Source organism: Pseudomonas sp. PDM10 (assembly GCF_014852295.1).
GTDB lineage: Bacteria > Pseudomonadota > Gammaproteobacteria > Pseudomonadales > Pseudomonadaceae > Aquipseudomonas.
In genome coordinates, this window is sequence record NZ_JACVBJ010000001.1 from 999,685 (window position 1) to 1,019,213 (window position 19,529).

General features: G+C 60.5%; 17 protein-coding genes and 1 other RNA gene. 8 read left to right on the forward strand and 10 right to left on the reverse strand.

What is annotated here, in order from left to right; genetic code table 11:
• Positions 1-85: 85 nt before the first annotated feature.
• Positions 86-1,252: a putative zinc-binding metallopeptidase gene (locus IB252_RS04665; protein WP_192407090.1), complete on the forward strand. Its 1,167-nt coding sequence runs from the start codon at positions 86-88 to the stop codon at positions 1,250-1,252.
• Positions 1,253-1,398: 146 nt separating this feature from the next.
• Positions 1,399-1,495: signal recognition particle sRNA small type (gene ffs / locus IB252_RS04670), an RNA gene on the forward strand.
• Between the two features lie 182 nt (positions 1,496-1,677).
• On the opposite strand, the gene IB252_RS04675 is transcribed toward ffs, so the two are convergent.
• Positions 1,678-1,992, reverse strand: a complete 315-nt coding sequence (locus IB252_RS04675; RefSeq protein ID WP_008146799.1) for a helix-turn-helix domain-containing protein — start codon at positions 1,990-1,992, stop codon at positions 1,678-1,680.
• 283 nt (positions 1,993-2,275) lie between these two features.
• Between IB252_RS04675 and IB252_RS04680 the strand changes: the two genes are divergently transcribed.
• A complete protein-coding gene (locus tag IB252_RS04680) occupies positions 2,276-3,976 on the forward strand; it encodes a putative bifunctional diguanylate cyclase/phosphodiesterase (protein ID WP_192407092.1) in 1,701 nt (566 codons plus the stop codon).
• Positions 3,977-4,118: 142 nt separating this feature from the next.
• On the opposite strand, the gene IB252_RS04685 is transcribed toward IB252_RS04680, so the two are convergent.
• Positions 4,119-4,868, reverse strand: coding sequence for a substrate-binding periplasmic protein (locus tag IB252_RS04685; RefSeq protein WP_192407094.1), 750 nt, complete (start codon positions 4,866-4,868; stop codon positions 4,119-4,121).
• A 143-nt stretch (positions 4,869-5,011) separates the two neighbouring features.
• Between IB252_RS04685 and dnaX the strand changes: the two genes are divergently transcribed.
• From dnaX to IB252_RS04710, 5 genes are all read left to right on the forward strand, one after another.
• Entirely contained in the window at positions 5,012-7,096 is a 2,085-nt protein-coding gene (gene dnaX / locus IB252_RS04690) for a DNA polymerase III subunit gamma/tau (protein WP_192407096.1), read from the forward strand.
• Positions 7,097-7,163: 67 nt separating this feature from the next.
• Positions 7,164-7,502 carry a YbaB/EbfC family nucleoid-associated protein gene (locus IB252_RS04695; RefSeq protein ID WP_008028561.1) on the forward strand — a complete coding sequence of 113 codons (339 nt, stop codon included), beginning with the start codon at positions 7,164-7,166 and terminating at the stop codon, positions 7,500-7,502.
• Between the two features lie 264 nt (positions 7,503-7,766).
• Positions 7,767-8,801, forward strand: a complete 1,035-nt coding sequence (locus tag IB252_RS04700) for an NADP-dependent oxidoreductase (protein ID WP_192407098.1) — start codon at positions 7,767-7,769, stop codon at positions 8,799-8,801.
• 65 nt (positions 8,802-8,866) lie between these two features.
• Positions 8,867-9,469 carry a recombination mediator RecR gene (gene recR / locus IB252_RS04705; RefSeq protein WP_111450615.1) on the forward strand — a complete coding sequence of 201 codons (603 nt, stop codon included), beginning with the start codon at positions 8,867-8,869 and terminating at the stop codon, positions 9,467-9,469.
• Positions 9,470-9,643: 174 nt separating this feature from the next.
• Positions 9,644-10,792, forward strand: coding sequence for an acyl-CoA dehydrogenase family protein (locus IB252_RS04710; RefSeq protein WP_192407100.1), 1,149 nt, complete (start codon positions 9,644-9,646; stop codon positions 10,790-10,792).
• A gap of 135 nt (positions 10,793-10,927) precedes the next feature.
• Here the strand turns inward: IB252_RS04710 and IB252_RS04715 are convergent, their stop codons facing one another.
• The 8 genes from IB252_RS04715 to ccoG form a co-directional block, all read right to left on the reverse strand.
• The gene (locus IB252_RS04715; protein ID WP_111450613.1) at positions 10,928-11,476 is read right to left on the reverse strand and encodes an adenine phosphoribosyltransferase; all 549 of its coding nucleotides are present in this window, start codon (positions 11,474-11,476) and stop codon (positions 10,928-10,930) included.
• A 79-nt stretch (positions 11,477-11,555) separates the two neighbouring features.
• The gene (gene fnr, locus IB252_RS04720; RefSeq protein WP_046047868.1) at positions 11,556-12,290 is read right to left on the reverse strand and encodes a fumarate/nitrate reduction transcriptional regulator Fnr; all 735 of its coding nucleotides are present in this window, start codon (positions 12,288-12,290) and stop codon (positions 11,556-11,558) included.
• Between the two features lie 131 nt (positions 12,291-12,421).
• Positions 12,422-13,804, reverse strand: a complete 1,383-nt coding sequence (gene hemN / locus IB252_RS04725; RefSeq protein ID WP_192407584.1) for an oxygen-independent coproporphyrinogen III oxidase — start codon at positions 13,802-13,804, stop codon at positions 12,422-12,424.
• A gap of 192 nt (positions 13,805-13,996) precedes the next feature.
• A complete protein-coding gene (locus IB252_RS04730; protein ID WP_033055657.1) occupies positions 13,997-14,680 on the reverse strand; it encodes a sulfite exporter TauE/SafE family protein in 684 nt (227 codons plus the stop codon).
• Entirely contained in the window at positions 14,673-14,891 is a 219-nt protein-coding gene (gene ccoS / locus IB252_RS04735; RefSeq protein WP_111450612.1) for a cbb3-type cytochrome oxidase assembly protein CcoS, read from the reverse strand. The genes IB252_RS04730 and ccoS overlap by 8 nt, the downstream gene beginning before the upstream one ends.
• A 22-nt stretch (positions 14,892-14,913) precedes the next feature.
• Positions 14,914-17,364 (reverse strand): heavy metal translocating P-type ATPase, encoded by a 2,451-nt coding sequence (locus tag IB252_RS04740; protein ID WP_192407102.1) that lies wholly within the window; start codon positions 17,362-17,364, stop codon positions 14,914-14,916.
• Between the two features lie 135 nt (positions 17,365-17,499).
• On the reverse strand, positions 17,500-18,039 hold the full coding sequence (locus IB252_RS04745; protein WP_038979952.1) for a FixH family protein: 540 nt from the start codon (positions 18,037-18,039) through the stop codon (positions 17,500-17,502).
• 11 nt (positions 18,040-18,050) lie between these two features.
• The gene (gene ccoG, locus IB252_RS04750; RefSeq protein WP_111450610.1) at positions 18,051-19,466 is read right to left on the reverse strand and encodes a cytochrome c oxidase accessory protein CcoG; all 1,416 of its coding nucleotides are present in this window, start codon (positions 19,464-19,466) and stop codon (positions 18,051-18,053) included.
• Between the last annotated feature and the right edge of the window lie 63 nt (positions 19,467-19,529).

Genomic DNA, 19,529 nt, shown 5'->3' on the forward strand with positions numbered 1-19,529 from the left:
GTGATGTCACTCAAAACCGATGTTAGGGGGAACATTGTTGTCTTCAGGATGATCTAGTCTTGGCAAGCCTCAGGGAGAGATCGTCATGTACCGCTTCTTCGAACAGCTCAGTGCGCGCATCGCCGCGCCCTTCATCGGCGAAAGCTCGCGCAACAGCAAGGTCTGGCAGTGCCGCTGCGGGCAGTCACTGTTTTTTCGCAACAGCCAGTGTCTGGCGTGTTCGGCGGCGTTGGGGTATCAACCGGAGCAGGGTCGCCTGTCTTCGCTGCAGCCCGGCGTGCAGGCTGATACCTGGTTGCTCGACGCCGATCCCGAAGCGGGTGTCTTTCGCCGCTGCGCCAACCTCGATTCCCCGGCCGCGTGCAATTGGCTATTGCCCGCCAATGACCACGATGCGTTATGCATCGCCTGCAGCCTGAACCACACCATTCCCGACCTGTCGATTGCCGAAAACCACGAACGCTGGCGCAAGGTCGAAACAGCCAAGCGGCGACTGGTCGCACAGTTGGTCAGCCTGGGTTTGCAGGTGATTCCGAAAACCGTGGACGAAGAGACGGGGCTGGCTTTCGATTTCATTGGTGTCGACCTTGCAGGCAAGCCGCCAACTACCGGTCACGCCAACGGTTTGATCACCCTCGATATCAAGGAAGCCGACGACGCTCATCGCGAGCAGATTCGGGTGCAGATGCACGAACCTTATCGCACATTGCTCGGGCATTTTCGGCATGAGGTCGGGCATTACTACTGGGATCGGTTGATCGCCAACAGCCAATGGCTGGAACCGTTCCGCGGCCTGTTCGGCGACGAACGCACCAGCTACACCGACGCTCTCGAGAGGCATTACCAGCAAGGCGCACCGCGTGACTGGCAGCAACATTACGTCAGCGCCTACGCGACCATGCATCCGTGGGAGGATTGGGCCGAAACCTGGGCTCACTACTTGCACATGATGGATGCAGTGGATACGGCGTTGGGGTTCGGAATGAGCGCCCGGGAGATGGATTTCGACTATCAGCCGTTTCCCCCAAGCACCCTCTACGACCCACAGCATCCCGGCGGCGCGGCGTTCCTGTCGTTCGTCAATGCGTGGATCGAACTGGCCGGCATGCTGAATGAGTTGTCGCGCAGCATGGGGCAGCCGGATTTCTATCCGTTCGTCCTGCCGCCGGCAGTGATCGCCAAGCTGCACTTCATCCACCTGGTGATCCAGCAAGAGGGCGGCCGGGCGGATGAGGTGTTGCAGGACTTGTAGCAACTGCTACGGACAGTGGTATTTCGCTCCCTGTGCATGTCCTTGACCTGATTCATATTTTTAATCTGGATCGAACGGTTGTAACTTCGTCTCAGATAGGTACAATGGCGCCGTTCGCCGTCAGGTGAACGTCGTTATGGTGATCCCATCGGTCCCCCCGCAACGATTACCCGTGAACCTGGTCAGATCCGGAAGGAAGCAGCCACAGCGGGAACATTGTGTGCCGGGGTGTGGCTGGTGGGGTTGCCTCCATAACGCACCGCGAGTCCTCTCTCGCGTTATCTGTCTAAAAAATTACATACGTGTTGCTCTGCCAGGGATCTTGTCCAGGCGGCGTTTTTTCGTTTCCGGTTTTCAGGGCGAACACATAAAAGGAGGCCGAGCTGTCGAATGCGACAGCTCGGCCTCCTTTTTTATTTCTGGCACTAAGGCTTGGACAAGGCCTGGTCAACCGCTGCAATCAGCTTTCCCAGATCCTTCGGGGTGGCTTTATGTATGACACCGAACAGATACGCCCGCTGTTCATCTTCATCGCCTAAATCTGCGAAAAAGGCTTTCAGCTTTACACCCAACACATCAGCAAACAGGAACAAGGCTTCCACGCTGGGGGTGTAGGTACCGGTTTCGAAGCGGCTGATGGTTTTGGGGTCAAAACCGGTTTTTTCACCGAGTTCAGCCTGAGTAAGCCCAGCGACCTTGCGGTAGCGCCGAATGGCCGCACCCAAACTTGAAATTTGCATCGCTTAATTCCCATTTAGAATCAAGAACTTAACGATAGATTTTTGCATTAGACAACTGCATGATCCATCACCTTGCTTTGCAAAATGTGATGCGTTTCGTAGAATCTCCGCTCAAAATGGGTATTTGCGGCCTTTAAGGTTAGTTGATCTCAGCTGTCAGGAGGCCATCAACCGCTGTTCATGGAGTGATAACGTGTTGCTGCGCATTACCTATAAAAACATCTCTTCCGGGCATCCTGCACTGGTCGAGCGGTATCACCGCTAGCCACAGCGAGCCTGACTCATGGATGAGAAATACCGCAGGGCCGTGGATGCCGCCGCGATTTTTTCCGAGACTGATCTGAGCGGCCGGATCACCCACGTCAACGATCAGTTCTGTGCCGTGTCCGGCTATAGCCGCGAAGAACTGCTCGGGCAGAACCATCGTCTCCTCAACTCGGGTCTGCACTCCACCGATTTCTTCGCGGCTATGTGGCGCACCATCGCCTTGGGCAAGGTCTGGAAAGGCGAGATTTGCAATCGCGCCAAGGACGGCAGCCTGTATTGGGTCGACAGCACCATGGTGCCGGTGCTCGATGACGCTACCGGGCGGGTTGACCGGTACCTTTCGATTCGTTTCGACATCAGCGAAAAACACCAATTGCTGCATTCACTGCAATGGCGGGTGGGGCATGACGTGCTGACCGGGCTGCCGAATCGCGCGTTCCTCTCGGATTTGCTGGATCAGGCGCTGGAGTTCTCCCGTCACGAAAACATCCCGCTGGCGGTGTGCATGCTCGATCTTGACGGCTTCAAAGCGGTCAATGATGGCTACGGGCATGCCAGTGGCGATCAGCTGTTGGTCGAGGTGGCCAAGCGTTTGCGAACCATTGTTCGCGGCGAAGATGTGGTGGCGCGGCTGGCCGGTGACGAGTTTGTGCTGGTGTTGCGATACGTGCGGGATCTGCCGGAACTGCGTGCGGCGTTGAACCGGGTGCTCGGCGCTATTTCGGCGCCGTACTCGCTGCATGGCAAGGGCGTCAATGTGTTTGCCAGTATCGGCGTCACCCTGTTCCCCCTCGACAATGAAGATGCCGAAACCCTGCTGCGTCATGCCGATCAGGCCATGTACGTGGCGAAACAACGCGGTCGCAATCGCTTTCATGTGTTCGACGTGTCCCGGGATCAGGAGGTCAAGGCCACTCACCAGACGGTCGAACGAGTGCGCCAGGCGCTGGCTGCCGGTGAATTGCGTGTGCATTTCCAGCCCAAGGTGAACATGCGTCGCGGGGAGGTTGTCGGCTTCGAGGCGTTGTTACGTTGGGAGCATCCGCAACACGGCATGATGCCGGCCCGGGAGTTTTTGCCGCTGGTGGAAGAAACGGACCTGATCATCGATATCGGTGAGTGGGTAATGGATCAGGTCCTGTCGCAGTTGCACCATTGGCAGCAAGCGGGGCAGGGCTGGCCAGTCAGCATTAATATTGCGGCACGACATTTCCAGCGCGCGGATTTTGTCGGCCGGCTCAAACACGTGCTCGCCCGGCATGCCCAGGTGGCTCCGCAGATGCTCGATCTGGAAATCGTCGAGTCGGTGGCGATTGAGAATATTCGGCACGTCAGCGCCTGTTTACAGGCCTGTCAGGCGCTGGGGGTGCAGTTTTCACTGGGGGGCTTCGGCACCGGTTATTCGTCCCTGAGCAACCTCAAGCGATTGCAAACCCAAACCATCAAGATCGACAAGTCGTTCGTGCGCGACATCGTTAATGATCGTGATGATCTGGCCCTGACCATGGCGGTCATTGGCCTGGCTCGGGCCTTTGGCCGGCAGGTGATCGCCGAAGGGCTGGAAAGTATCGAGCACGGTGAATTGCTGCTGCGCCTGGGTTGCGAAGTTGCTCAAGGCTGTTTCATTGCCCGGCCGATGCCGTCCGCAGAAGTACCGGGTTGGGTTGCGGGGTTTGTCGCGCCAGTGCAATGGCAGGCGCTGGATCAAGCAGGCTGAAGTTTTGTGATCAACACCGGCCCCTTGTGGGAGCGGGCTTGCTCGCGAAAGCGGTGTGTCATTCAGCATTGATGTTAATTGATACACCGCTTTCGCGAGCAAGCCCGCTCCCACAGGGGCCGGTGTCTATCAGAAAGATCGCTTAAGGTGTGCCGGGTTCCGAGCCGATATACAGTCGAATGATGTCGTCGATTTCCCCGGACATTTTCATTCGCACCAAGGTGCGCAAAATGCGCTGCACGGGCACCTTGGGGTCGTTGCGCACATAACAACCGACACTCTGTTCCTGCAAAACCGCCACGCCTTGCAGTTGCTGGCCAGGCAGCAGGCGCTGATTGAACCAGTCCAGCGTCCATTGATTGCTTACGGCGTAGTGATAGCGTCCTGCCAACAGTTTTTCCAGCACCTGCTCCTGGTTGCGCGCATCTTCGCGATGCAGTCGGTCGGCCTCAAACAGCGGCTGCAAGGTCGGGTAGCTGTATCCGAGTACCGTGCCGATGGGTTGTCGCGACAAGTCCGCAGGTATCACTGAGGTCAGCGGATCTGAACGGCTGATCAGCATGTCGCGCTGAAACCACAGTGGAATGCTCCAGATGTAGTCCCCGGACTGATTCGGCTGCCAGGACTGCGCGGCATAGCAGCGGATATCGACCTCGCCATGTTCCATGGCGTTTTGCACCCGAGTGCGAGGCAGCACGTGAAATTCGGCCGGCACGCCGACCTGGGTCGCGAGGCTGACCATCACGTCGTGCAGGATGCCTTGGGTAGGGCGGCCGCGGTCCAGTTGCACCATCGGCATCGCCCAACTGTCGGGCACCACGAAGCGCAATGGCGGCTCGGCGCCAGCGACATTCAGGCTGATCGACAGCAGTGCCCCCAAGGCCAGCCGCATAAACGCTCCGGTGCTGATAAAACCCGAGCCGATAAAAGCCCCCAAAGACCATCTTAGCCAGATTAGACGAGCGCACCGGATGCAATTTTGGTCTTGCTCCGATAGCATTAGCTGCTTCTGTTCCTTCGTTGCGACGGTTTTCGATGAGTTATCAGGTTCTTGCACGTAAATGGCGTCCGCGCTCGTTCCGCGAAATGGTCGGCCAGACCCATGTGCTCAAGGCTCTGATCAATGCCTTGGACAGCCAGCGGCTGCACCACGCCTATCTGTTTACCGGTACCCGCGGGGTCGGCAAGACCACCATCGCGCGGATCATCGCCAAGTGCCTGAACTGTGAAACAGGTATCACTTCAACGCCTTGCGGCGAGTGCTCGGTGTGCCGCGAGATCGATGAAGGTCGCTTTGTCGACCTGATCGAGATCGACGCCGCGAGCCGGACCAAGGTCGAAGACACCCGTGAACTGCTCGACAACGTGCAGTACGCGCCGAGCCGTGGGCGCTTCAAGGTCTACCTGATCGACGAAGTGCACATGCTCTCCAGCCACTCCTTCAATGCGCTGTTGAAAACCCTTGAAGAGCCGCCGCCCTACGTCAAGTTCATCCTGGCGACCACCGATCCGCAGAAACTTCCTGCAACGATTCTTTCGCGGTGCCTGCAGTTCTCTCTGAAGAACATGACGCCGGAGCGTGTGGTCGAGCATTTGACCCACGTGCTGGGTGTCGAGAACGTGCCGTTCGAAGACGACGCACTGTGGCTACTGGGCCGTGCTGCCGACGGTTCGATGCGCGACGCCATGAGCCTGACCGACCAGGCGATTGCCTTCGGTGAAGGCAAAGTCATGGCTGCCGACGTGCGGGCGATGCTCGGCACACTCGATCACGGTCAGGTCTACGACGTGCTGCATGCGCTGATCGAAGGCGACGCCAAGGCCTTGCTCGAAGCCGTCCGTCACCTGGCCGAACAAGGCCCGGACTGGAACGGCGTGCTCTCGGAAATTCTCAACGTGCTGCACCGTGTCGCCATCGCCCAGGCCCTGCCTGAAGGCGTCGACAACGGTCATGGCGACCGTGACCGGGTGCTGGCGCTGGCCCAGGCGTTGCCGGCCGAAGACGTGCAGTTCTATTACCAGATGGGCCTGATCGGTCGCCGCGACTTGCCGCTGGCGCCGGATCCGCGCGGTGGCTTCGAAATGGTCCTGCTGCGAATGCTCGCGTTCCGCCCGGCAGACACCACGGACGCGCCGAGGCAACCGCTAAAGACAGTGGGGATCAGCCAGGCCACAGTTGATTCCGCAAATTCAGTGGCTGCCGCGCCCGTTGTTGCGCCGGTAGTCGCTGCGGCAGTTGCACCCGTTGCACCCGTGCCGGTTGCGACGGTGGTTGCTCCAGTACAAGCGCCCGAGCCTGAGCCGGTCGCGCCCGTCGTTGCGCCTGAGCCTGTCGTTGAAGCAGCAGCGGTCGAAGTCGTTGTCGATCTGCCCTGGAACGATCCGATAGAACCCGAAGTCGTTCAGCAACCTGCTGTCGAACCGGTGCTGGAAACTGCCAGCGAGCAACCCGAATTGGCGCCGATGCCTTTGCCAGCGCCAGACAGCGTGGTCCCTGACGCGCCGGAGTGGGCCGCTGCGCCGATTCCGGAGCCGTCGGTAGCCGACGTCGATGCCGCGACGCCGGGCATGGACCTGGACGACGAGCCGCCGCTGGACGAGGACTACATCGAGCCGGACATGGAGTCGGCCTACAGCTACCTCGATGAACTGGCCAGCGAACACACCACCGAGCCAGCGCCGGAAGCCGAGCCTGAGCCGGCCGCCATGCCGGCCACCGGTCAGGCGTTGCAATGGCTGGAGTTGTTCCCGAAACTGCCGATCTCTGGCATGACCGGCAGCATCGCCGCCAACTGCACGCTGATCGCCGTTGAGGGTGACAATTGGCTGATGCACCTGGACCCGGCCCACAGCGCGTTGTTCAACGCGACTCAACAGCGTCGGCTGAACGATGCGTTGAACCAGTTTCACGGGCGTACGCTGACCCTGCGCATGGAGCTGATCAAGCCCGAGCAGGAAACCCCGGCCCAGGCTGCGTCCCGCCGCCGTGCGAACCGTCAGCGCGAGGCCGAAGAGTCGATCCACGGTGATCCGTTCATCCAGCAAATGATGCAGCAGTTCGGTGCGGTGGTCCGTAACGATACTATTGAACCTGTCGAGACCCTGGTCACTCAGGGCTAATAACTGAAGGTGTTCGGCCGAAAGGGCCGGGTGCTGTATTTATCCAAGTACTTTTGAGGTGATTCCCATGATGAAAGGTGGCATGGCCGGCCTGATGAAGCAGGCACAGCAGATGCAGGAAAAAATGGCCAAGATGCAGGAAGAACTGGCCAACGCCGAAGTCACCGGTAAAGCTGGTGGCGATATGGTCACCGTGGTGATGACCGGTCGTCACGACGTCAAGCGCGTGACCATCGATCCAAGCCTGGTCGAAGGCTTGAGCGAAGACGACAAAGAGATGCTGGAGGCCGTATTCGCCGCCGCCGTCAACGATGCCGTGCGCAAGATCGAAGCCAACAGCCAGGACAAAATGTCCGGCATGACCGCTGGCATGCAACTGCCACCGGGTATGAAACTGCCATTCTGATTCGCCAAAGCGCTTCGGATGGGCTACAAAAAAATGCCAGGCATCGCGCCTGGCATTTTTGTTTCTGGCACACACTGATCGTTCCCATGCTCTGCGTGGGAATGCCTCAATGGACGCTCTGCGTCCGCTTTGGGACGCGGAGCGTCCCGGGCTGCATTCCCACGCAGAGCGTGGGAATGATCGGACCAGAAACATCGAACGCGCTATCGCCATAAAGGTCTGCTCCCTATACCGCCAAATTCATCGATCAAAGGAGACGCTCACATGCCACAAGCATTGACCCTCAACCAACGTATCGTCCTGGCGTCCCGCCCGGTAGGCGCGCCGACGCCGGAGAATTTCCGCCTGGAGCGCGTTGCACTGCCGGACCTGGCCGACGGTCAGGTGCTGCTCAAGACCCTTTACCTGTCACTCGATCCCTACATGCGCGGACGCATGAGCGACGCGCCGTCCTACGCCGCACCGGTTGAGATCGGTGAGGTGATGACCGGTGGCGCTGTCAGCCGGGTCGAGCGCTCGCTGAATCCGAAGTTTCAGGAAGGTGATCTGGTGGTCGGTTCTACCGGTTGGCAGAGCCACAGCCTCAGCGATGGTCGCGACATCATTCCGGTACCGTCCGGGCTGCCGAGCCCGTCAATGGCGTTGGGCGTGTTGGGCATGCCCGGCATGACCGCGTATATGGGCCTGATGGACATCGGCCAGCCCAAGGCCGGCGAAACCCTAGTGGTGGCGGCTGCATCCGGCGCGGTGGGTTCGGTGGTCGGCCAGGTGGCGAAGATCAAGGGCTTGCGCGTGGTCGGCGTGGCCGGTGGCGTGGACAAGTGTCGTTACGTGGTCGATGAGTTGGGTTTTGATGCCTGCATCGATCACAAGAGCCCGAACTTCGCCGATGAGTTGGCCAAGGCGTGCTCCGAAGGCATCGACATCTATTACGAAAACGTCGGCGGCAAGGTGTTCGATGCCGTGCTGCCGCTGCTCAATCCCAAGGCGCGAATTCCACTCTGCGGTCTGATCGCGTCCTACAACGCTCGCGAAGCACCCACCGGTCCGGATCGACTGCCGCAATTGCAGCGCACGCTGCTGACCAAGCGCGTGCGAATCCAGGGCTTTATCGTGTTCGACGACTACGGTGATCGTCAGCCGGAATTCGTCAGCGCCATGGCGCCGTGGGTGCGCGACGGCAAGGTGAAGTTCCGCGAAGACGTGGTCGATGGCCTGGAGCAGGCACCTGAAGCATTTATCGGTCTGCTGGAAGGACGCAACTTCGGCAAACTGGTTGTGCGGGTCGCCCAGGACTGAGTAATTGACGCTAAACAGAGGCGCGGGTATAAACCGCGTCTCGTTGTTTTGTCGGACTTTTCCCCATGAGCTTCAGCCCTTTGATTCGCCAACTGATCGACGCCCTGCGAATTTTGCCAGGTGTGGGTCAGAAAACTGCCCAACGCATGGCGTTGCAGCTGCTCGAGCGTGATCGCAGCGGCGGCTCACGATTGGCCTCGGCACTGAGCCAGGCCATGGAAGGGGTGGGTCACTGCCGGTTGTGCCGCACGCTGACCGAAGACGACCTCTGCCCGCAATGCGCCGATACCCGTCGCGACGACACCTTGCTCTGCGTGGTGGAAGGGCCGATGGACGTCTACGCGGTGGAGCAGACCGGCTTCCGTGGTCGCTACTTTGTGCTCAAGGGCCATCTGTCGCCACTCGACGGACTCGGGCCTGAGGCCATCGGTATTCCGCAACTGCTGGCGCGGATCGAAGAGGCGGGCACGTTCACTGAAGTCATTCTGGCGACCAACCCGACCGTGGAAGGTGAGGCGACAGCGCATTACATTGCCCAGTTGCTCAACAACAAAGGCCTGATCGCCTCGCGCATTGCCCATGGCGTGCCATTGGGTGGCGAGCTGGAATTGGTGGATGGCGGGACGTTGGCGCATTCGTTTGCCGGGCGTAAGCCGATCGTTTTGTAGTGTCTGAATTGACGCCATCGCGAGCAAGCTCGGCTCCTACAGGTAGCGCGTTGCTTTTGTAGGAGCAAGGCTTGCCCGCGATGCAGACGACGCGGTCCATCTGATTCACACAATCCTGTTGAAAACCAAGCAAGCGCTCGGTTAACTTCGCTGAACCTTCAGTGGAGCTCGCCGATGCCTGCCTTTCAGGAATACTTCGACCCCAGCCACCAAATGGTCCGCGACAGCGTCAGACGTTTCGTCGAGCGCGAGATCTTGCCGGACATCGACCAGTGGGAAGAAGCCGAAAGCTTTCCCCGCGAGCTCTACCTCAAGGCCGGTGCGGCGGGGATTCTGGGGATCGGTTACCCCGAAGCCCTGGGTGGCAGCCATGAAGGTGATCTGTTCGCCAAGGTCGCCGCCAGCGAAGAGCTGATGCGCTGCGGCTCCGGCGGCCTGGTGGCGGGGCTAGGCTCGCTGGACATCGGCCTGCCGCCGATCCTCAAGTGGGCCAGGCCCGAAGTCCGCAATCGCGTTGTGCCTCAGGTACTCGCCGGCGAGAAAATCAGCGCCCTGGCCGTGACCGAGCCCAGTGGTGGCTCCGACGTTGCCAACCTGCAAACCCGCGCCGTGCGTGACGGCGAGTTCTACCGGGTCAGCGGCAGCAAAACCTTTATCACCAGCGGCGTCCGCGCGGATTTCTACACCGTCGCGGTGCGCACCGGTGCGCCGGGTTTTGCTGGCATCAGCTTGCTGTTGATCGAGAAGGGTACGCCCGGTTTCACCGTTGGCCGTCAGTTGAAGAAAATGGGTTGGTGGGCGTCGGACACTGCCGAACTGTTCTTCGACGATTGCCGGGTGCCGGCAGGAAATCTGATCGGTGCCGAAAACATGGGCTTCGCTTGCATCATGGGCAACTTCCAGAGCGAACGCCTGGCGCTGGCGTTAATGGCCAACATGACCGCGCAACTGGCGCTGGACGAAAGCCTGAAATGGGCTCACCAGCGTGAAGCCTTCGGTAAACCCATCGGCAAGTTTCAGGTGCTCAAGCATCGCCTTGCCGAAATGGCCACGGCGCTGGAGGTGTCACGGGAATTCACTTACCGCCAGGCGGCGAAAATGGCGGCGGGGCAGAGTGTGATCAAGGAGATTTCCATGGCCAAGAATTTTGCTACCGACACGGCTGACCGGATTACTACGGATGCGGTGCAGATTTTGGGTGGCCTCGGTTACATGCGCGAGAGCCTGGTGGAGCGGCTGTATCGCGATAACCGGATTTTGTCGATCGGCGGGGGGACGCGGGAAGTGATGAACGAGATCATCAGTAAGCAGATGGGGCTTTGATCGGAGGTGTGGCGGCTGACGCTATCGCGAGCAGGCTCGCTCCCACAGTGATCTTTGTCGTATGCAAGATTTGTATCTAACGACAATCCCCTGTGGGAGCGAGCCTGCTCGCGATGACGCCATCCCAGACGCCGCCTATTTATCAGACAACGCAAACTGCGTCAGGCAAAACGTCGGAATCCCCATATCTTCCAGCCGCTGCGACCCGCCCAACTCCGGCAAATCAATGATCGCCGCCGCTTCATGAACCCGCGCGCCCATGCGTCGAACCAGGTTCGCCGCGGCAATCAGCGTCCCGCCCGTGGCGATCAGGTCATCGAACATCACCACCGAATCACCCTCGCACAGGCTGTCAGCGTGGACTTCGAGGAAGGCTTCGCCGTATTCGGTCGCATAACCCTCGGCCAATACGTCGGCCGGCAGTTTGCCTTGCTTGCGGAACAGCACCAGCGGCTTGTTCAACTGATAGGCCAGGATCGAACCGATCAGAAAACCACGGGCGTCCATCGCGCCGATGTGGGTGAAGTCGGCCTCGACATAACGATGGGCGAAACTGTCCATCACCAGGCGCAGGGCTGTGGGCGACTGGAACAGCGGGGTAATGTCGCGAAAGATCACGCCCGGCTTGGGAAAGTCGATCACAGGGCGGATCAGGGATTTGATGTCGAAGGAGTCGAAGACCATCGTCGAGGTGTCCTGGCAGGCTGCAAACGACGCAGTATAACGGCGGCTGAACCGTTTCGCTCAGCCGCCATCGCCGAAATCAGCCGTCCAGCGAGCCGCCGGCCAAGGCGCAGAGCTGGATCGGGTCGAGGATATGGATTTCCTTGCCTTCAGCCGCAATCAGTTCGTTTTGCTGGAAACGCGTGAACACCCGGGACACGGTTTCCACCGCCAGGCCCAGGTAATTGCCGATTTCGTTGCGCGACATGCTCAGGCGGAACTGGTTGGCCGAGAAACCCCGGGCGCGGAAACGGGCCGACAGGTTGACCAGGAACGTGGCGATGCGCTCGTCGGCGGTTTTCTTCGACAGCAGCAACATCATTTGTTGATCGTCGCGAATCTCGCGACTCATCACGCGCATCAACTGACGGCGCAGTTGCGGCAGTTGCAGCGCCAGTTCGTCGAGGCGTTCGAAAGGGATTTCACACACCGACGTGGTTTCCATGGCTTGCGCCGAGACCGGGTGTTTTTCGGTATCCATGCCCGACAGGCCGACCAGTTCGCTCGGCAGGTGGAAGCCGGTGAGTTGTTCTTCGCCGCCATCGCTCAGGCTGAAGGTCTTCAGGGCACCAGAACGTACTGCATAAACAGAATCGAAGGTGTCGCCCTGGCGGAACAGGAATTCGCCCTTTTTCAGCGGGCGGCCACGTTTAACAATTTCGTCCAGCGCATCCATGTCTTCCAGATTCAAGGAAAGTGGCAAACAGAGAGGGGCCAGGCTGCAATCCTTGCAATGGGCCTGACTATGAGCGCGCAGCTTTACTGGCTCGGACATTTCTTCAATCCTTGTGGGAAAAAACACACATAAGCCGTAAGGGTAACCCACGGGAGGACATTCAGGCACGCGGCGATTTTGTCGCAGGGTCGTAAAGTCAGCGTTTCGCTGACCGGCCAGTGAGGTGATGGCTAGATCACCCGTGAAAACCGCTGGCGATTGTGCTGTTCCAGGTACGCGTCGAACACCATGCACACCGAGCGCACCAGCAATCGTCCGGCGGGCAATACGGTGATCCGTTCGTTATCCAGTTCGATCAGACCGTCGTCGGCCATTCCCTGCAACTGCGGCCAAAGTTCACCGAAGTAACCCTGAAAGTCGATGTTGAAGGCGTGTTCGATCGCGGCAAACTCCAGGCTGAACGTGCAGATCAGTTGCTGGATGACCGCACGTCGCAGACGGTCATCGGCGTTGCACAGCAGGCCCCGGCTGGTGGCCAGCTGAGAGCTGGCCAGCGTGTTCTGGTACTGATTCAGGTCGCTGTTGTTCTGGCAATACAGATCGCCGATCTGGCTGATGGCTGACACGCCCAGCCCAATCAGGTCGCAATGACCGTGGGTGGTGTAGCCCTGGAAGTTGCGTTGCAGGGTCGATTCTTCCTGAGCAATCGCCAGTTCATCGTCGGGCAGCGCGAAGTGGTCCATGCCAATGTAGCGGTAGCCGGCCTTGGTCAACTGCTCGATGGTGCCCTGGAGCATTTCCAGTTTTTGCGCCGGTGTCGGCAGTTCGTCGCTGTTGATGCGCCGTTGCGACATGAAGCGTTCCGGCAGGTGCGCGTAGTTGAACACCGAGAGGCGGTCCGGTTGCAGGTTGATCACTTCATCAACCGTGCGGGCGAAACTCTCGGGTGTTTGCCTCGGCAAGCCATAGATCAGGTCAATGTTGATCGAGCGAAACTGCAGCGTGCGGGCAGCGTCAATCACCGCGCGGGTTTCTTCCAGGCTTTGCAGGCGATTGACTGCTCGTTGCACTGCCGGATCGAGGTCTTGCAGGCCGATACTGACCCGGTTGAAACCCAGTTCACGGAGCAGGCCCATGGTCGACCAGTCAGCTTCGCGAGGGTCGATTTCGATGCCGTAGTCGCCGGAATCGTCGTCCAGCAAGTTGAAGTTCTTGCGTAACTGGGCCATCAACTGGCGCAGTTCATCGTGACTGAGAAAGGTCGGAGTGCCGCCGCCAAAGTGCAGTTGCTCGACTTTCTGTGCAGGATCGAGGTGGCAGGCGATCAGCTGGATTTCCTGCTCAAGGCGCTGCAAATAGGGCTGGGCCCGGCCGCGGTCCTTGGTGATGACTTTATTGCAGGCGCAGTAGTAGCAAATGTTCGCGCAGAACGGCACGTGCACATACAGCGATAACGGGCGCAGGGCTTTACGGCTGTCACGCAAGGCGTGGAACAGGTCGAACGTGCCGATCTGACCGTCGAATTGCACCGCGGTCGGGTAGGAGGTGTAGCGCGGTCCCGCCAGGTCGTAACGGCGGATCAGGTCGGTGTCCCAACGAATGGCGTCGAGCATCATGCGGGCATTCCCCCGGATAGGCTGGCAATGTCAGCGAGTCTAGGGGGCGCGGCGCTGGGGCATCTTGATTTGCGTCAACGGTCAGGATTTGTGTTGTTGGCGCCGGCCTCATCGCGAGCAGGCTCGCTCCCACAGGGGAATGCATTTCAATGTGGGAGCGAGCCTGCTCGCGATGGGCGCGCCGCCGATCTAGTGGCCCATCAGCCAGTGCTGATGCGGCCCCGGCAAGGTCCAGATGCCGAACAGGATCACCAGTAATCCGCCCGTCATCCGCACGCTACGTTTGCGCAACAGCGCCGTGACCCGCTCAGCCGCCAACCCCGTGGCGAGCAAGACCGGCCAGGTGCCGAGCCCGAACGCAAGCATCAAAAGTGCACTGTCCAGCGCATTGCCCTGGCTCGCCGACCACAGCAGGGTGCTGTAAACCAACCCGCACGGCAGCCAGCCCCAGAGCGCGCCCAGCAGCAGCGCGCGCGGGACGCTCGACACCGGCAGCAGTTTGTTGGCCACGGGCTGGATGTGCCGCCACAGGCCGCGACCGAGGCTTTCGATGCGGGTCAGGCCGCTCCACCAACCGGCGAGGTACAGGCCCATGGCGACCAACAGCAAACCGGCGATGACGCGCATGAACATCGCCGCCGGGCTGTTGGCCACCGCCCACCCGGCCAGACCGATCAGCAGGCCGGCCGTTGCATAGCTGAGAATTCGCCCCAGGTTGTAGGCCAGCAGCAGTCGAAAACGCCGGCTGCGTTGCTCCTTGGGAATTGCCAGGGTCAAGGCGCCCATCAAGCCGCCGCACATGCCCAGGCAATGACCGCCGCCGAGCAGACCGAGGATCACCGCAGACACCAGCAGCGGTGCCAACTCAAGCATGGGGTGGCGCCTTGTCGTCCGGTTTGACCGGATGACCGCTGGCTTCGTCGACCGCGGCCTTGTGGTTCGGGTCCTGGTCGTCAAACAGGATGCTGTGGGCCGGGCCGTCGAGGTCGTCGTACTGACCGCTGTCGACTGCCCAGAAAAAGATGTAAATGGCGATGGCCACGATCAGCAGCGCGGCCGGGATCATCACGTAGAGAGCTGGCATCTTGACTCCATGCCCGCGCGGCTCAGGCCGGCAGCGGACGGGTTTCTGGTGTGGCGCTGACCGCAGGTGTGTTGGGCATGCGAGTCAGGCGCAGGGCGTTCAGCACCACGGTCAACGAACTGATGGACATGCCGACCGCGGCCCATACCGGAGTGATCCAGCCGAGGGCGGCGAACGGCAACATGAGGCCATTGTACAGCCCGGCCCACAGCAGGTTCTCGATGATTACCCGGCGGGTGCGCCGCGCCAGGCTGAAGGCTTGGACCAGTGCGTCGAGGCGGTTCGACAGCAATACCGCGTCAGCACTGGTTTTCGCCAGATCGGTGGCCGACCCCATGGCCACGCTGATGTCGGCGGCGGCCAGCACGGGCACGTCGTTGACCCCGTCACCGAGCATCAACACCTTGCGGCCTTCCTTGTGCAGCTGTTGCAAGACCTGCAATTTATCGTCCGGACGCAAGCCGCCTCGGGCTTCATCGATGCCCAGTTCCGCAGCGACACTGGCGACCATCGGCGAGCTGTCGCCGGACAGCAGCAATGTGCGCCAGCCGCGAGCCTTGCAGGCGGCGAGCAGGGCAGGTGCGTCGGCACGCAGACGGTCGTCGAGAACAAACCATGCCAATGGCCCCTGGCTGTTACCGAGCAACAACCATTGGCCAGCTTCATCCGGCATCGATGGCACGGCAGCGCCACTGAGTTCACAGACAAAACCCGGTTGGCCGATGCGCAGGCGTTGTTCACCGACCAACCCTTCAAGTCCTAGCCCCGGCGTGCTGTGGACTTCTTCGGCGGCCAGCGGCGCCCGGCCAAACGCGCGGGCGATTGGATGTTCAGAGCGGTTTTCCAGTGCAGCGGCGAGGCTCAGGCATTGATCGTTGTTGAGCGCGCCGAGCGGGCGAATCGAACGCAAGGCCAGGCGACCTTCCGTCAACGTGCCGGTCTTGTCGAAAATCACCGTGTCGATCTGATTGAGGCCTTCCAGCACATGGCCGCGAGTCAGCAGCAAACCGAGTTTGTGCAGGGTGCCGGTGGCGGCGGTGAGGGCGGTCGGCGTGGCCAGGGACAAGGCGCACGGGCACGTTGCAACGAGCATCGCCAACACGATCCAGAAGGCTCGCGACGAATCCAGTTCCCACCAGATCAGACCGATGACGGCCGCGGCAATCAGCGACAGCAGCAGGAACCACTGCGCGGCGCGATCAGCAATTTCCGCCAGTCGCGGCTTCTCGGCCTGGGCGCGGTCCAGCAGGCGGACGATGGCAGACAGTCGGGTGTCTTGACCCAGCGCCAGGACTTCCACGGTCAATGCACCTTCGACATTCAGGGTGCCGGCGGTGACGGCATCACCCGGCGTGCGCGGTTGCGGCAGGTATTCGCCGGTGAGCAGGGATTCGTCGATGCTCGACTGGCCGTCGAGGATCTTGCCGTCCGCCGGGAGGATCGCGCCGGGATGCACCAGCACCTGATCGCCGACGCGCAGTTCGCTGAGCAGGATCCGCTCGCTCTGGCCGTCGGCACTCAGGCGCAAGCACGAGGCGGGCAGCAGGTTTACAAGCTGTGCGGTGGCGGCGGCGGTGCGTTCGCGGGCGCGACGTTCCAGATAACGCCCGGCCAGCAGGAATAGGGCAAACATGCCGACCGCGTCGAAATACAGCTCACCGACACCAGTGATCGAGGTCCAGATCCCGGCGATGTAGGCGCTGCCAATGGCCAGCGACACCGAGACGTCCATGGTCAGGTGGCGGGTGCGCAAGTCGCGCATGGCGCCTTTGAAGAAGGGCGCGCAGCTGTAGAACACGATCGGGGTGGTGAGGAACAGCGCGACCCAACGCAGGATGGTGTGCAATTCGGGGCTGAGGTCGATGTTGAATTCCGGCCAGGTGGCCATGGTCGCCATCATCGCCTGGAACCACAGTAGCCCGGCCACGCCGAGTTGGCGCAGGGCCAGGCGGTTTTCGCTGGCCAGTTGTTCGCTGGCGCGGTCGGCCTGATAGGGGTGCGCGGCGTAACCGATATGGCGCAATTCGCTGAGAACCTGGCTCAGCGGCAGTTGCGCATCGGCCCAACGCACATGCAGGCGATGGTTGGACAGGTTCAGGCGCGCTTCGGCCACCGCTGGCAAGCTGCGCAGGTGTTTCTCGATCAACCAGCCGCAGGCGGCGCAACTGATGCCTTCCATCAGCAGGGTGGTTTCGGCCAGTTCGCCTTCGTGGCGAACGAAGGGGGCTTGCACGTCGGCGCGGTCGTATAGCGCCAGTTCGTCCACCAACTGCACCGGCAGCGCTTCGGGGTTGGCCGATGACTCGCTGCGATGCTGGTAATAGGTTTCCAGTCCGCCGGCCACGATGGCTTCGGCCACGGCCTGGCAACCCGGGCAGCAGAACTCGCGGGTTTCACCGAGGACGGCAGCGGTGAAGCGGCTGCCGGCCGGGACGGGCAGGGCGCAGTGGTAGCAGGGGAGTGGAGTGGTCATGAGGCGTTGTCCGATGATCGTTCCCACGCTCTGCGTGGGAATGCCTCCCCGGACGCTCCGCGTCCGCTTCGGCTGGGACGCGGAGCGTCCCTGGCTGCGTTCCCACGCAGAGCGTGGGAACGATCAGGGTGAGGCTTACTTCTTCAGGTCTTCCGCGCCCTGCAGCGGTTCATCACCCAGCAGCAAATCCTTGTCATGGCTGACCTGTTCTTCTTCGAACATGCGCCAGGTCTTGTCATCCTGTACGCCCAGCAGCTCTACAAAGCGGCGACCGTCGACCTTGTCGTTCAACTGGCCAATGTAACGGCCCTGTTCGGTTTCGCTGCGTGCCAGGGTGATCTTGCGATCCTTCTCCGGCTGGGTCGGCGAGATCAGGTTCAGCTCCAGGGTTTTCGGTTGGCTGTTGCCGCTCAGGCGCAGGTCGACTTCACCGGTCACGTCGTCCAGATGAACGCTGGCGCGCAGCAGCAGGGTCTGCGCCAGCAACTCACGGTCGAGGGAGCGGTTAATGCCTTTGCCGGCCTCGTAATAGTTGTCGTTGACCAGGTTGTCCGGATTGTTCACCGCGATCGTCACCATGGACAAGGTCAAGGTCACGGAGCACGCCAGGATGGCGATGATGATCCACGGCCAAAGGTGCTTGTACCAGGGGCTAGCGGCAGTTGCTGCGGGCATGATCACTTCTCTCAACGAATTTGTGGGCCGATGAACCGGCTCTTGGCTTCAACGTGGATGCTGTCGTCGTCGGCATCCTTGAGGATGAATTTCACCTCGTTGGTGCTAGACGGCAGTTTTTCCGGTGCGATGGACAATTCAACCGGCTGGCTGAAAATCTCCCCGGCGGCAACTTTGATTTCGCGCTTGCCTTGCAGCTTGAGGTCCGGCAGGCCAGCGGCTTCGAGCACGTAGGTGTGGTCGCGTTGGTCTTTGTTCATGATCTTCAGGCTGTAGACGTTTTCGATCCGGCCTTCGGCGTTCTCGCGGTACAGCACGCGGTCCTTGCTGACGTCGAATCCGACCAATGAGCGCATGAAGAACGCGCCCGCCAGCAATCCCATCATTGTCAGCAGCACCAGCGCATAGCCGATCAGGCGCGGGCGCAGTTTATGGGTTTTTTGCCCCGACAGGTTGTGCTCGGTGGTGTAGCTGATCAGGCCGCGCGGGTAGTCCATCTTGTCCATGATGCTGTCGCAGGCATCGATGCAGGCCGCACAGCCGATGCATTCGATTTGCAGGCCGTCGCGGATGTCGATACCGGTCGGGCAGACCTGGACGCACATGGTGCAGTCGATGCAGTCACCCAGACCCATGGCCTTGTAGTCGGCGCCTTTCTTGCGCGGGCCGCGGCTTTCACCACGACGCGGGTCGTAGGAAACGATCAGGGTGTCTTTATCGAACATCACGCTCTGGAAGCGTGCGTACGGACACATGTAAATGCACACCTGTTCGCGCAACCAGCCGGCATTGCCGTAGGTGGCGAGGGTGAAAAAGCCGACCCAGAAATACGACCAGCCGTCGGCTTCGCCAGTGAAGAAGTCGATGGTCAGCTCGCGTATCGGCGAGAAGTAACCGACGAAGGTCATGCCGGTCACGAAGCCAATCAACAGCCACATCGAGTGTTTGCTGAGTTTGCGCAGGAATTTGTTGGCGCTCATGGGCGCTTTGTCGAGCTTGATGCGCTGGTTGCGGTCGCCTTCGGTGACCTTCTCGCACCACATGAAAATCCAGGTCCAGACACTTTGCGGGCAGGTATAGCCGCACCAGACCCGCCCGGCGTACACGGTAATGAAGAACAGGCCGAAGGCGCTGACGATCAGGATTCCCGAGAGCAGGATGAAGTCCTGCGGCCAAAAGGTTGCACCAAAGATGAAGAATTTGCGTTCCGGCAGGTTCCACCAGACGGCCTGATGGCCGCCCCAGCTCAGCCAGACCGTGCCGAAATACAGCAAAAACAGCCCGGCACCGCCCATCATCCGCAGGTTGCGAAACAGACCGGTGAAGGCGCGCGTGTAGATTTTTTCTCGAGAGGCGTAAAGGTCGACGCTGTTGTTTGCGTTCTTGGCAGGCGGTGTGACGTCGTGTACCGGAATCTGATTGCTCATCATTGCATCCCACGGCAGTGGAAAAATGCCCCGGTCAGTACATGCCGACCGCGGTCAAAAAGA

Excerpts from the sequence above, each read along its gene's own strand:
- IB252_RS04745 (WP_038979952.1), bottom strand. The coding sequence starts at position 18,039 with ATGCCCGCAGCAACTGCCGCTAGCCCCTGGTACAAGCACCTTTGGCCG.
- IB252_RS04730 (WP_033055657.1), bottom strand. The coding sequence starts at position 14,680 with ATGCTTGAGTTGGCACCGCTGCTGGTGTCTGCGGTGATCCTCGGTCTG.
- IB252_RS04710 (WP_192407100.1), top strand. The coding sequence starts at position 9,644 with ATGCCTGCCTTTCAGGAATACTTCGACCCCAGCCACCAAATGGTCCGC.
- IB252_RS04700 (WP_192407098.1), top strand. The coding sequence starts at position 7,767 with ATGCCACAAGCATTGACCCTCAACCAACGTATCGTCCTGGCGTCCCGC.
- IB252_RS04740 (WP_192407102.1), bottom strand. The coding sequence starts at position 17,364 with ATGACCACTCCACTCCCCTGCTACCACTGCGCCCTGCCCGTCCCGGCC.
- IB252_RS04680 (WP_192407092.1), top strand. The coding sequence starts at position 2,276 with ATGGATGAGAAATACCGCAGGGCCGTGGATGCCGCCGCGATTTTTTCC.
- IB252_RS04695 (WP_008028561.1), top strand. The coding sequence starts at position 7,164 with ATGATGAAAGGTGGCATGGCCGGCCTGATGAAGCAGGCACAGCAGATG.
- dnaX (WP_192407096.1), top strand. The coding sequence starts at position 5,012 with ATGAGTTATCAGGTTCTTGCACGTAAATGGCGTCCGCGCTCGTTCCGC.
- recR (WP_111450615.1), top strand. The coding sequence starts at position 8,867 with ATGAGCTTCAGCCCTTTGATTCGCCAACTGATCGACGCCCTGCGAATT.
- IB252_RS04665 (WP_192407090.1), top strand. The coding sequence starts at position 86 with ATGTACCGCTTCTTCGAACAGCTCAGTGCGCGCATCGCCGCGCCCTTC.
- IB252_RS04685 (WP_192407094.1), bottom strand. The coding sequence starts at position 4,868 with ATGCGGCTGGCCTTGGGGGCACTGCTGTCGATCAGCCTGAATGTCGCT.
- ccoS (WP_111450612.1), bottom strand. The coding sequence starts at position 14,891 with ATGCCAGCTCTCTACGTGATGATCCCGGCCGCGCTGCTGATCGTGGCC.
- IB252_RS04715 (WP_111450613.1), bottom strand. The coding sequence starts at position 11,476 with ATGGTCTTCGACTCCTTCGACATCAAATCCCTGATCCGCCCTGTGATC.
- hemN (WP_192407584.1), bottom strand. The coding sequence starts at position 13,804 with ATGCTCGACGCCATTCGTTGGGACACCGACCTGATCCGCCGTTACGAC.
- fnr (WP_046047868.1), bottom strand. The coding sequence starts at position 12,290 with ATGTCCGAGCCAGTAAAGCTGCGCGCTCATAGTCAGGCCCATTGCAAG.
- IB252_RS04675 (WP_008146799.1), bottom strand. The coding sequence starts at position 1,992 with ATGCAAATTTCAAGTTTGGGTGCGGCCATTCGGCGCTACCGCAAGGTC.
- ccoG (WP_111450610.1), bottom strand. The coding sequence starts at position 19,466 with ATGAGCAATCAGATTCCGGTACACGACGTCACACCGCCTGCCAAGAAC.